This is a genomic window from Dactylosporangium aurantiacum, assembly GCF_000716715.1.
Classification (GTDB): domain Bacteria; phylum Actinomycetota; class Actinomycetes; order Mycobacteriales; family Micromonosporaceae; genus Dactylosporangium; species Dactylosporangium aurantiacum.
In genome coordinates, this window is sequence record NZ_JNYJ01000071.1 from 26,711 (window position 1) to 38,135 (window position 11,425).

The window sequence follows — 11,425 nt, forward strand, 5'->3', positions numbered from 1 at the left end:
ATGCAGGCGTACCGGTTCGCGCTCGACCTCACTGCCGGTCAGGAGTGCGACGTGCTCGCGCATGCCGGGGCCGCCCGGGTCGCGCACAACTGGGCACTCGCGAAGGTCAAGGCGATCATGGACCAGCGGGCCGCGGAACGCTCCTACGGCCTGCCGGACGAGCTGCTGACGCCGTCGCTGTCCTGGTCGCTCGCGGGTCTGCGTAAGGCGTGGAACGCCGCCAAGCCCGACGTCGCGCCGTGGTGGGCCGAGGTGTCGAAGGAGGCGTTCAACACCGGTCTCGACGCACTCGCCCGCGGGTTGAAGAACTGGGCCGACTCTCGCAAGGGCACACGAGCCGGGCGCCCGGTCGGCTTCCCGCGGTTCAAGTCCCGCCGCCGCACCACCCCGTCGGTGCGGTTCACCACCGGCGCGATCCGGGTCGAGCCCGACCGAATGCACGTCGTGCTGCCGCGCCTGGGCCGGTTGAAGCTGCACGAGTCCGCCCGCAAACTCGCCCGCCGCCTGGACAACGGCACGGCACGGATCATGTCCGCGACGGTGCGCCGTGACGGCGGACGCTGGCACGTCTCGTTCACCGTCGAGGTCGAGCGGGCCGAACGCGTACCGGCCCGGCCGGACACGGTGGTCGGTGTCGACGTCGGGATCAAGCACCTCGCGGTGCTGTCCACCGCAGAGCTGGTCGACAACCCGCGTCACCTGGTGGCCGCGCAGCAGCGCATGCGGGCACTGGGCCGGGCGCTGTCACGCAAGATCGGCCCCGACCGGCGCACCGGCCGGCGGGCGTCGAAGCGGTGGCAACGGGCAGCGGCCCGCATCGGCCGGGCGCACGCCCGAGTGGCGAACCTGCGCCGCGACGGCCTGCACAAGCTCACCACCCGGCTCGCCACCACGTACGGCACGGTCGTGGTCGAAGACCTCAACGTCACCGGCATGCTCGCCAACCGGCGACTGGCCCGGCACATCGCCGATGCCGGCTTCGCCGAGATCCGCCGCCAGCTGGCGTACAAGACCGGGTGGAACGGCGGACGGCTGCTGACCGCTGACCGCTGGTATCCGTCCTCGAAGACCTGCTCGGGCTGCGGCGCGGTGAAAACCAAGCTCGCCCTGCACGAGCGTCAGTTCGTCTGCGAGGTGTGCGGTCTCGTCCTCGACCGGGACCGCAACGCCGCCCTGAACCTGGCCGCCCTCGCGGCTGAGTTCGACACCGCCGGGAGTGGCCCGGCGGCAGCACGTGGAGCCGACCGCAAGACCCGCGTACGCGGGCAGGTGGCCGAGAAGCGTGAACCCGGCACGACACCAGTCGGTCAGACCGGGACCGTCCTACCGCAAGGCAGGACTATCGATCGTGTGCTCACCAAAGCACACTGAAAGGTAACGGAACACTTGACCGAGCCAACGATGTCGCATGTGGACTTCGCCGCGCTGCTCGGCCGGTACCGTCGGCACGCGGCACTCACGCAGCGGGAGCTCGCCGTCAAGGCCGGGCTCGGCCCGACCGCCGTGCGCGACTTCGAGCAGCGCCGCAGCCGGCACCCGCGCATCCGGTCGGTCCGTGCCATCGCGGCCGCCCTGGGCCTGCCGCCCGACGAGGCGGACGCGCTGGAACGTGTCGCACAGGCCGGCGCGGCGCCCCGGCGCACCGTCAGGGCCGGCGAAGGGCGGCCCCACGCCGGCGCGGCGCTGTCCGCCGGTGCTCCGCTGTCCGTCGGGGTGCTCGGGCCGCTGCTGGTGCGCCGTGGCGCCGAGCGCATCGACCTGGGCGCGGGCCGGCACCGGGTGGTCCTGGCCCGGTTCGCCCTGGCGCCGGGCTCGGCCGTCGACCCGTATGAGCTGGTCGAGCTGCTGTGGGGAGCGCAGCCGCCACCGTCGTCCGGGAACCTGCTGCACGGCGTGGTCAGCCAGCTGCGGCGCAGCCTGCAACGGCACCGCACCGAGGAGCTGGTGCGGCTGCAGCCCGGCGGCTACCGGCTCGACGTGGCCGCGGACCTGGTGGACGTCGCCGCCTTCCGTGCGATCACCGCCCGTGCCCGCGCCGGCGCCGACGACACCGGGGTGGCGCTGACCCTGCTGGGGGAGGCACTGGATCTCTGGCGGGGTGAGCCGGCCGCCGACGTACCCGAGCTGCACGAGTCACCGCTGGTGCGCGCCCTGGTCGAGGAGCGCATCGCCGCGACGCTGCGGTACGCCGACGCCGGCGCGCAGGCGGGCCGGTGGAGCAGCGTTCTGGCCCGCGTCGACAGCGTGGCCGCCCACCACCCGTTGCACGAGCCGCTGCACGCCCGGCTCGCGATCGCGCTGGCCGCCACCGGCCGGCAGGCCGACGCCCTGCACACGCTGCAGCGCATCCGCGACCGGCTCGGCGAGGAGCTCGGCATCGACCCCGGCCCGGAGATCACCGCCGCCCACCGGACCGTGCTGCGGCAGGAGTGGCGCCGCCCCGCGAACGTCCACCCACCGGCCGCCGACGCCTTCGTCGGCAGGGCGCGTGAGCTGGCGCAGGCGGTGCGGCTGGTGCGCCGGCCGGCGGTCGTCGTCCTGACCGGTCCGGTCGGGGCCGGCACGTCCGCGCTGCTGCTGCGCGTCGCCGCGGCCGTCCAGGACGACTTCCCGGACGGCGTCGCGCACGTCGACCTCCGGCCGGCCGGCGACGCGGCGCTGACCGCGGCGCAGGCCCTCACCTGCGCGTTACGGGCGCTCGGCGCGGACCCCGCCGGTGCCCCCGCCGAGCAGGAAGCGCAGTACCGGCGACTGCTCACGCACCGGCGGGTGCTCGTGCTGCTGGACAACGTCCGGGAGGCGGCGCAGGTACGTCCGCTGCTGCCGGCCGAGGGCCGCGGCACCGTGCTCATCAGCAGCCGCCGGCGCCTGGGGGAGCTGCCCGGCGCGACCGCCGTCGCCGTCGGCCCGCTCGCGCCCGCCGAGTCGCTGCGACTGCTCGCCGCCGTTGCCGGCCCGGCCTGGTCAGCGGTGCCGCGGGCGGGCGCCGAGGCGCTCGCCGCCGCGTGCGGGCACCTGCCGCTGGCGCTGCGCGGCGCGGCGAACCGGATCGCCGGGCGCACCGCACCGACCGTCGGCGCCCTCGTCGACCGGCTGACCGACCCTGACCGCCTCCTCGACGCGCTCAGCGACCAGGACCCGATCGCCGCGCACCTGCGGCCGGACACGGCCGACCTGCCGGCCGGCGGGGCGCTGGCGTTCCGGATGCTCGCGCTCGTCCCCGGGCCCGCCTTCGGCCTGGACGCCGCCGCCGCGACGCTCGACGTGGACCGGCCCGCGGCCGAGGAGCACCTCGCCGTGCTCGTCGACGCCAGCCTCGTGGACTGTGCGCCCGAGGGCCGCTACCGCTACGGGGCGCTGGTCCGCCGGCATGCCAGGCGCCTCGGCGCCCGCACGGACGCCACCACCGCCCGCGCCGCCGCCGTCGAGCGGTTCTACGGCTGGCTGCTGCGCCAGCTCGCCGTCGCGGTGTACCTCACCTGCCCGGACGCCGTACGGCTGCCCGCCGACCTGCCGACCGTCACGCCGTTCGCCGACGCCGGCGCCGCCCTCGGCTGGCTCGACGGCGAGCTGCCGCACATCGTCGAGGCGGTCACCGAGGCCGGCGCGCTGGGCGTACCGGCGGCGGCGTGGCGTCTCACGGATCAGCTGCGCGGGTACTTCCAGCTGCGCGAGCACCCGCAGCCCCGGTTGACGACCGCCCTCGCCGGCCACGCCGCGGCGCGCGCCACCGGGGACCCCCTCGGCCTCGCCGCCGCCCATCAGTGCTTGGGCGACGCTCTGCGGTCGACCGGCCGGCCCGGGGAAGCGCTCGACAGCTACCTGACGGGCGCCCGGCACGCCGCCGACGCCGGCTGGGTCCAGGGCGAGGCGAACCTGTGGCGCGGCGCCGCGACGGTGCAGGCCCACCTCGGCCGGCCCGCGGCCGCGGAGGCGTCGCTGCAGACGGCACTGCGGCTCAGCGACCGGTACCAGCTCACCCGGCTGCGCGCGCTGATCGTCGCCGACCGCGGCGCGCTGTCACCGACCCCCGCCGCACGCTGACGTCCAGCCGCTCCGGCCGATGGGGCCGTGCTCAGGCGGCCGCGAGCGCGAGCGTGAGACAGAAGCCGAGCAGTGCGGCTCCCTGGAGGGCCGCGCGCAGATTGATGATCGAGTCCCACCGTTGCTGGAGCCGGCGGGCCCCGGGCGGCACGTGGCCCGCGGTGGCCGCCTCGATGAAGACCTTGTTGATCGGCAGCGAGATCCGGTTGAACAGGACCAGCCACACCAGCAGCAGGAGCAGGGCGACCCCGGCCGTGGCGCCCGCGGCCGGGCGGCCGGTGAGGAACGCGGTGAGGGTGGTCGCGGCGCCGGCCACCACGCTGAGGATGCCGGGCACGGGCATCCGGGCGTTGCCGTACTGGTGGGAGAGGCCGACGACGCGGGTCATGGTGGCGTCGTCGAGCGCGGCGTACGTCGGGCGCATGACCAGTGCGCCGAGCGTGTCGGTGCCGAAGATGACGGCCGTGGCCAGGGCGGCGGTGGCGGCGAGGGCGTCGAGCAGAACGATCACGATGACTCCTGGAATCTAGCGTTGCTAGAAAGCTAGCACTGCTAGCATGGAATTGTGAAGGCACCATCGAATGCGCAGCTGGCCCGTGCCGGCCGCCGGGACCGGATCGTCGCCGCGGCCCGGGAGATCGCGGAGGTCGACGGCTGGCCGGCGGTCACCGTGCGGCGGCTCGCCGACACGATCGGCTTCAGCCAGCCGGTGCTCTACGGACACTTCCCCGACGGCCGGGACGGCATCATCCGGGCGGTGGCGCTGGCCGGCTTCGCCCGGCTCGCCGAGCGCATGACCCCCGCCGGCGACCGGGGCGACCTGCGCGGGCTCTGCGCGGCGTACCTGGACTTCGCCCGTTCGCAGCCGGCGACGTACGAGGCGATGTTCGCACTGCCGACCGACCTGGAATTCGCCCGGCCGACCACGCCCGAGCCGTTGCGCGCCGGATTCAACGCGCTGCTGTCCGTCATGGGCGACGAGACCCGGGCGGAGGTGCTGTGGAGCGCGCTGCACGGCCTGGCCGACCTGGCCCGCCACGGCCGGCTGCGGCCGGACCACGAGCAGGCCCGGGTCGACCTGCTGATCGAGCTGCTGCGCCGCGACCGTCCGCACTGACGGCTCGCGGGCCGGCCCATCGACGGCGGCCGGCCGTCCACAGCCTGGCTGCCCACGCGACCTGCCGCTCCTGCGCGGTGGACCGGCGTCTCGGAAGGTCAGTGCGCCGGCCAGCCGGTGTAGCCCTCGGCGAGGTAGCGGCGGCCGGCCTCGGAGGCGACGAGGGCGGCCAGCTCGCCCTCCTGGCGGCGCAGGTCGAACGCGTCGGCGCCCGGCGGGGTGTGCAGCATGGTCGTCATCCAGTAGGAGAAGTGCTGGGCCCGCCAGACCCGGGCGAGGGCCCGGACGCCGTAGTCGTCCAGCAGCGCCGGGTCCTGCCGGTGTACCGCCCGCTCCAGGACCTCGGCCAGGACGCGGACGTCGGCGAGGGCGAGGTTGAGGCCCTTCGCCCCGGTCGGGGGGACGGTGTGGGCGGCGTCGCCGGCGAGGACCAGCCGGCCAAGGCGGACGGGCTCCTGGACGAAGCTGCGGAAGGGCAGCACGGTCTTCTCGATGATGGGGCCCTCGCTGAGCCGGAAGCCGTCCGGGCCGGCCAGGCGGGCCTGCAGCTCGGCCCAGATGCGCTCGTCGGGCCAGTCGGTGGGGTCGGTGGCCGGGTCGCACTGCAGGTACATGCGCTGGACGGTGGCGGTGCGCTGGCTGATGAGGGCGAACCCCCGGCCCGAGCGGGCGTAGATCAGCTCGGCCGCGCTCGGCGGGGCCTGGCACAGGATGCCGAACCAGGCGTAGGGGTACTCGCGGAAGTACCACCGGCGCCGCGACTCCGGGAACGCGTGGCGGCAGATGCCGCGGGAGCCGTCGGCGCCGACGAGGTAGTCGCAGCGGATCTCGTGGGCCGCCCCGTCCGCGCCGGTGTAGCGGATGACCGGGCGGTCCACGACGTCGGCGACGGCGGTGTCGCGGACCCCGAAGCGCACGTCGCCGCCGTCGCGGGCGCGGGCGTCGGCGAGGTCGACGAAGACGGCGGTCTGCGGGTACAGCCAGGTGGAGGCGCCGGCCAGGCCCTGGAAGTCGATGCGGTGGCTCTCACCGCCGAAGCGCAGGTCGATGCCGCGGTGCTCGTGGCCGTCGGTGAGGACCCGGCCGGACACGCCGGCGTCGACGAGGAGCCGGACGCTGTCGAGCTCGAGGATGCCGGCCCGGTGGGTCGTCTCGATCTCGGCGCGGGTGCGGTGGTCGACGGCGACCGAGTCGATGCCGGCCCGGGCGAGCAGGTGCGACAGCATCAGCCCGGCCGGCCCCGCGCCGACGATGCCGACCGTGGTGCGGGTGGCACTCATGCCGGACCTGCGTCGAGGGGGACCGGCACGCGGCGCCGGAGCTCGTCGAGGGTGATGCCGAACAGTTCGCGCACGCGCACGCCGCCGGCCCGGTCCAGCAGGAACACGGCGTGGTCGGTGTAGACCCGGCTGACGCACCGCACGCCGGTCAGCGGGTAGGTGCAGGCCGGGACGAGCTTGCTGGTGCCGTCCTTGGCGAACAGGGTCATCATCACGAACGTCTCCCGGGCGCCGATGGCGAGGTCCATCGCGCCGCCGACGGCCGGGATGTCGTCGGGGCGGCCGGTGTGCCAGTTGGCCAGGTCGCCGTCGGCGGACACCTGGTAGGCGCCGAGGACGCAGCAGTCGAGGTGGCCGCCGCGCATCATGGCGAACGAGTCGGCGTGGTGGAAGTACGCGGCGCCGGGCAGTTCGGTCACCGGGACCTTGCCGGCGTTGACCAGGTCGGGGTCGACGTCGTCGCCGTGCGCCTGCGGGCCCATGCCGAGCATGCCGTTCTCGGTGTGCAGCACCACCCCGGAGCCGGCGGCGAAGTGGTCGGCGACCCTGGTCGGCAGGCCGATGCCGAGGTTGACGTAGGCGCCCGGCGGGATGTCCGCGGCGACGAGGGCGGCGAGCTCGTCGGTGCCGATCACGGTGCCTCCACCCGGACGACCCGGTCGACGTAGATCGACGGCGTGACCACGTGTTCGGGGTCGATGCCGCCGACCGGGACGACGGCGCGGACCTGCGCGACGGTGGTGCGGGCGGCGGCGGCCATGATGGGGCCGAAGTTGCGGGCCGTCTTGCGGTAGACGAGGTTGCCGGCCGCGTCGGCGGTGTGCGCGGCGATGAGGGCGTAGTCGGCGGCCAGCGGGTACTCCAGGACGTAGCCGCGGCCGTCGATCACCCGGGTCTCCTTGCCCTCCGCCAGCGGCGTGCCGTAGCCGGTCGGGGTGAAGAAGCCGCCGATGCCGGCTCCGGCGGCGCGGATGCGCTCGGCGAGGTTGCCCTGCGGCACGAGCTCCAGCTCGATCTCGCCGGCCCGGTAGCGCCGGTCGAAGTGCCACGAGTCGGGCTGGCGGGGGAACGAGCAGATGATCCGCCGGACCCGGCCGAGGGCGATGAGGGCGGCGAGGCCACGGTCGCCGTTGCCGGCGTTGTTGTTGACGACCGTCAGGTCGCCGGCGCCGGTGTCGATCAGCGCCTCGATCAGCTCGACCGGCTGCCCGGCGGCGCCGAACCCGCCGAGCATCACCGTCGCGCCGTCGGCGATGCCGGCGACCGCCTCGCGGGCGGTGGCGGGAAACGTCGTCATCCGGGCGTCCCCTCCTCGTCGAGGACCGCGGCGGCCTCGGCGAACGCGTGGTTGGCCGCGGGCACCCCGCAGTAGACCGCCGCGTGCAGCAGCACCTCGGCGATCTCCTCGCGGGTCAGGCCGTTGCGGCGGGCGGCGCGCACGTGCATCGCGAACTCACCCCAGTGCCCGCCGGCCATCAGCGCGGTCAGCGTGATCATGCTGCGCGCGCGCCGGTCCAGGCCCGGCCGCGTCCAGACCCCGCCCCACGCGTACCGGGTGATGAACGTCTGGAAGTCGGCGGTGAACGGCGTGGTGGCGGCGACCGCCCGGTCGACGTGGTCGTCGCCGAGGACCTCCCGCCGGACCGTCATCCCGTCATCGGTCATCGTCGGCCCCCGCACGGCCGCCGGCGGGCAGGCTGCCGGCGGCTGGATGGTCCGCGTGGCGGGCGAGGGCGCGGTCCACGAGGGTGCCGGCGACGCCGAGGTACCCCTCGACGTCCGCGTCCGCCGCACCGCCGCGCTCGGCGAGCAGGTCCGCGGCGGCGGCGTGCGCCCGGCGGGCCATGACGTCCGGGTGCACCCGCAGCTCGCGGGTCAGCTCCGCGGCCTGGCTCGCCGCGGTCGCCGTGACTAGCAGCAACGCCTGCAGGGCGGGCCACTCGCTGTGCCAGGCGCCGTCCGGCCGCTCGTCGACGGCCTGGGCGGCGGCCAGGTGCAGCTGCGCGGCGAGCAGCGGCGCCTGGGCCGCGGCGCCGCGGATCAGCACGCTGAGGACCGGGTTGTGCTTGTGCGGCATGGTTGAGGAGCCGCCGCGGCCGTCCGGGCCGCCCTCCGCCAGCTCGCCGAACTCGGGCCGGGCGAGCAGGGCCACGCCGGCGGCGATGACGCCGAGGGCGTCGGTGACGGTGACGAGGGTGTCGCCGAGCCGGGTCACCGGGGTGCGGCGGGTGTGCCAGGGCAGCCCGGGGTCGGCGAGGCCCAGCTCGGCGGCGAAGGCGGCGGCGGTGGCGAGCGGGTCGGGCACCGTGGCGGCCAGCAGCGACAGCGTCCCGGCGGCGCCACCGCACTGGGCGGGCAGCGCCGCGCGGGTGGCCGCGACCGTGTCGAGCGCGTCGAGCACGCCGGTCAGCCACTGGGCCGCCTTCAGCCCGAAGGTGATCGGCACGGCGTGCTGGGTGAGGGTCCGCCCGGCCATCACGTGGTCGCGGTGCCGCCGCGCGTGTCCGGCCAGGGCACCGGCGGTGCCGGCCAGGTCGTCGCGGACCCGGTCCAGGACCCGGGCGGCCAGCAGCATGAGCGCGGAGTCGAGGACGTCCTGGCTCGTCAGGCCGCGGTGAATGAGGGCCGCCGCGGCGGGGTCGTCGACGCTGGCGCGCAGGGCCCGCACCAGCGGCACCACCGGGTTGCCCGCGTCCTCGGACTCCGCGAGCAGGCCGGACAGGGCGGGATCAGCCCGCGCGCCGGGCCGGCCCAGGGCCCGCGACCAGGCCGCCTCGACGGCGAGCAGCGCCGCGGCGACCGCGGCGTCGTCGACGAGGGCGGCGACACGGTGGCTGCCGGGGCGCAGGAGGCTCATCGGTGCGTTCCGTGCCGGGGGAAGCTGAGGAACGTCGTCTGCCGCTCGCCCTGCAGGTGGATGTCGAACCGGCGGTCGCCGCCGGGCTCGCGGACGGCGACGAGCGTGGCCCGCTCCCGTGCGTCGAGGGCGGCCAGGAACGGCGCGTCGGCGGCGAGATACGCGCGGGTGAAGAGCCGGTCGAGCAGGCCGCGGGCGAAGACGACGACGGCGAAGAACGGCGCCGCCGGGCCGGGCTCGACGGTGGTGAACGCGTAGTGCCCGTCCTGGTCGGTGCCGCACCGCCCCCAGCCGGTGAAGCGGGTCCCGTCGCGGCGGATCGAGCCGTCCACGGTCGGCACGGCCCCGTCGGGTCCGGCCTGGCGGATCTCCAGCAGCGCGTCGGGCACGGGCGCGCCGCCGCCGTCGAAGACGGTGCCGTGCAGGCGGATCGCGGCCGGGTGGTCCGGCGGGACCAGCTCGTGGTCGCCGGGGTAGGGCAGCGCGTAGCCGTAGAACGGGCCGATCGTCTGGCCGGGTGTCGGGTTCACGGGGCCTCCACGGGGGTGCGGTGGGCGCCGGTGAGCACCACGTCCCAGCGGTAGCCGAGCAGCCACTCGGGCTCGGACAGATCGTGGTCGTACGCGGCGACGAGCCGTTGCCGGGCCCGCGGGTCGGTGATCGACTGGGCGATCGGGTCGAGCGCGAGGAGCGGGTCGGCGGGGAAGTACATCTGCGTGACCAGCCGCTGGGTGAACTCCGAGCCGAACAGCGAGAAGTGGATGTGCGCGGGCCGCCAGGCGTTGTGGTGGTTGCGCCACGGGTACGGGCCGGGCCTGATCGTGACGAAGCGGTAGCCGCCCTCGTCGTCGGTGAGGCAGCGGCCGGCGCCGGTGAAGTTGGGGTCGTCCGGCGCCGGGTGCCGGTCACGCTCGTGCCGGTAGCGGCCGGCGGCGTTGGCCTGCCAGATCTCGACCAGCTGGCGGCGGACCGGCCGGCCGTCGCCGTCGAGCACCCGGCCCTGCACCACGATCCGCTCGCCGATCGGCTCCCCGCCGTGCTGGACGGTCAGGTCCGCCTCGACCGGGTCGACGTCGCGGTGGCCGAAGACCGGCGCCACCAGCTCGGCGCCCTCGGGGTCGGCGGGGCGCGGATCCCTGCTCGGGTGGCGCAGGATCGAGCTGCGGTACGGCGGGAACGCCAGCCGCGGCTGCCCGGCCGGACCGTCGGCCGCGTGCAGCGCCGCGATCTCGGCGGAGATCTGCCGCTGCGACTCCAGAGTCGGCGTCATGGACAACGACCGTAGGTCCGCCGGGCCGGCGTGGTCTACGCTGACCATCCACTCAGTGGAAGGAAATCGACGGTGGCCGGTCGGGTGTCGACCCCGGGAGCCTCGGTGGTCGGGCGGGCGTTCGCCGTCCTCGGCGCGTTCGACGAGCAGCACCGCAGCCTCACCCTGTCGGAGCTGTCCCGCCGGGCGGCGCTGCCCCTGGCCACGACGCACCGGCTCGTCGCCGAGCTGGTCGGCCTCGGCGCGCTCGACCGCCACGGCGCCGGCCGCTACACGATCGGGCGGCGCGTCTGGGGCATCGGGCTGCTCGCCCCGGTGCAGACCGGCCTGCGCGAGCTCGCGTCGCCGTTTCTGCACGACATCTTCGCCGCCACCCGGGCCACCGTGCACCTGGCCGTGCGGGACGGGACCGAGGTGCTGTACCTGGACCGGCTCAGCGGCAGCGCGTCGGTGCCCATCGTCAGCCGCGTCGGCACCCGGCTGCCGCTGCACTGCACCGGCGTGGGCAAGGTGCTGCTCGCCCACGCCCCGCGCGACGTGGTGGCCGAGGTCCTCGGCTCGCTGCGCCGGGTGACGCCGTACACCATCGTGTCCGCCGACGTGCTCGCCGCCCAGCTCGACCGGGCCCGCCGCGACGGCTACGCCACCACGGCCGACGAGATGTCGATCGGTGCCAGCTCGGTCGCCGTGCCCGTGCTGCGGCACGGCACCGAGGTCGTGGCGGCCCTGGGGATCGTCGTGGCGCAGCTGCGCCGCGACCGCCGCCGCCTGGTCGCCGGCCTGCGCGTCGCGGCGCAGGGCATCGGCCGGGTGCTCGACCAGGCGGCGGCGCGGTGACGCCCGCCGGCGTGCGTGCC

General features: G+C 75.7%; 12 protein-coding genes. 4 read left to right on the forward strand and 8 right to left on the reverse strand.

Annotated features, from left to right (window positions below; translation table 11 throughout):
- Together tnpB and OP18_RS46680 are read left to right on the forward strand one after the other, a co-directional pair.
- Complete coding sequence (gene tnpB / locus OP18_RS46675) at positions 1-1,371, forward strand: IS607 family element RNA-guided endonuclease TnpB (RefSeq protein ID WP_033366709.1); 1,371 nt, start codon at positions 1-3, stop codon at positions 1,369-1,371.
- Positions 1,372-1,401: 30 nt separating this feature from the next.
- Positions 1,402-4,044 (forward strand): BTAD domain-containing putative transcriptional regulator, encoded by a 2,643-nt coding sequence (locus OP18_RS46680; RefSeq protein WP_081971725.1) that lies wholly within the window; start codon positions 1,402-1,404, stop codon positions 4,042-4,044.
- A gap of 31 nt (positions 4,045-4,075) precedes the next feature.
- Here OP18_RS46680 and OP18_RS46685 read toward each other — a convergent pair whose 3' ends face one another.
- Positions 4,076-4,555 carry a DUF1772 domain-containing protein gene (locus OP18_RS46685; protein ID WP_033366607.1) on the reverse strand — a complete coding sequence of 160 codons (480 nt, stop codon included), beginning with the start codon at positions 4,553-4,555 and terminating at the stop codon, positions 4,076-4,078.
- A 54-nt stretch (positions 4,556-4,609) separates the two neighbouring features.
- Between OP18_RS46685 and OP18_RS46690 the strand changes: the two genes are divergently transcribed.
- Entirely contained in the window at positions 4,610-5,161 is a 552-nt protein-coding gene (locus OP18_RS46690) for a TetR/AcrR family transcriptional regulator (protein WP_052388393.1), read from the forward strand.
- Between the two features lie 98 nt (positions 5,162-5,259).
- On the opposite strand, the gene OP18_RS46695 is transcribed toward OP18_RS46690, so the two are convergent.
- From OP18_RS46695 to pcaH, 7 genes are read right to left on the reverse strand one after another with little or no spacing between them, the layout of a single operon-like run.
- Positions 5,260-6,441, reverse strand: a complete 1,182-nt coding sequence (locus OP18_RS46695) for a 4-hydroxybenzoate 3-monooxygenase (protein WP_033366609.1) — start codon at positions 6,439-6,441, stop codon at positions 5,260-5,262.
- Complete coding sequence (locus OP18_RS46700; RefSeq protein ID WP_033366612.1) at positions 6,438-7,076, reverse strand: 3-oxoacid CoA-transferase subunit B; 639 nt, start codon at positions 7,074-7,076, stop codon at positions 6,438-6,440. Before OP18_RS46700 ends, OP18_RS46695 begins: the two co-directional genes overlap by 4 nt.
- On the reverse strand, positions 7,073-7,738 hold the full coding sequence (locus OP18_RS46705) for a 3-oxoacid CoA-transferase subunit A (protein WP_033366614.1): 666 nt from the start codon (positions 7,736-7,738) through the stop codon (positions 7,073-7,075). The genes OP18_RS46700 and OP18_RS46705 overlap by 4 nt, the downstream gene beginning before the upstream one ends.
- Positions 7,735-8,106, reverse strand: coding sequence for a 4-carboxymuconolactone decarboxylase (gene pcaC, locus OP18_RS46710; RefSeq protein ID WP_033366712.1), 372 nt, complete (start codon positions 8,104-8,106; stop codon positions 7,735-7,737). Before pcaC ends, OP18_RS46705 begins: the two co-directional genes overlap by 4 nt.
- Positions 8,096-9,298: a lyase family protein gene (locus OP18_RS46715; protein WP_052388394.1), complete on the reverse strand. Its 1,203-nt coding sequence runs from the start codon at positions 9,296-9,298 to the stop codon at positions 8,096-8,098. Before OP18_RS46715 ends, pcaC begins: the two co-directional genes overlap by 11 nt.
- On the reverse strand, positions 9,295-9,828 hold the full coding sequence (gene pcaG, locus OP18_RS46720; protein WP_033366617.1) for a protocatechuate 3,4-dioxygenase subunit alpha: 534 nt from the start codon (positions 9,826-9,828) through the stop codon (positions 9,295-9,297). Before pcaG ends, OP18_RS46715 begins: the two co-directional genes overlap by 4 nt.
- On the reverse strand, positions 9,825-10,568 hold the full coding sequence (gene pcaH, locus OP18_RS46725) for a protocatechuate 3,4-dioxygenase subunit beta (RefSeq protein ID WP_033366619.1): 744 nt from the start codon (positions 10,566-10,568) through the stop codon (positions 9,825-9,827). Before pcaH ends, pcaG begins: the two co-directional genes overlap by 4 nt.
- Positions 10,569-10,652: 84 nt before the next feature.
- Here pcaH and OP18_RS46730 point away from each other — a divergent pair, with 84 nt between their 5' ends.
- Positions 10,653-11,405: an IclR family transcriptional regulator gene (locus tag OP18_RS46730; RefSeq protein ID WP_245635775.1), complete on the forward strand. Its 753-nt coding sequence runs from the start codon at positions 10,653-10,655 to the stop codon at positions 11,403-11,405.
- Positions 11,406-11,425 lie beyond the last annotated feature (20 nt).

Excerpts from the sequence above, each read along its gene's own strand:
- OP18_RS46715 (WP_052388394.1), bottom strand. The coding sequence starts at position 9,298 with ATGAGCCTCCTGCGCCCCGGCAGCCACCGTGTCGCCGCCCTCGTCGAC.
- OP18_RS46680 (WP_081971725.1), top strand. The coding sequence starts at position 1,402 with ATGTCGCATGTGGACTTCGCCGCGCTGCTCGGCCGGTACCGTCGGCAC.
- tnpB (WP_033366709.1), top strand. The coding sequence starts at position 1 with ATGCAGGCGTACCGGTTCGCGCTCGACCTCACTGCCGGTCAGGAGTGC.
- OP18_RS46705 (WP_033366614.1), bottom strand. The coding sequence starts at position 7,738 with ATGACGACGTTTCCCGCCACCGCCCGCGAGGCGGTCGCCGGCATCGCC.
- pcaC (WP_033366712.1), bottom strand. The coding sequence starts at position 8,106 with ATGACCGATGACGGGATGACGGTCCGGCGGGAGGTCCTCGGCGACGAC.
- OP18_RS46695 (WP_033366609.1), bottom strand. The coding sequence starts at position 6,441 with ATGAGTGCCACCCGCACCACGGTCGGCATCGTCGGCGCGGGGCCGGCC.
- pcaH (WP_033366619.1), bottom strand. The coding sequence starts at position 10,568 with ATGACGCCGACTCTGGAGTCGCAGCGGCAGATCTCCGCCGAGATCGCG.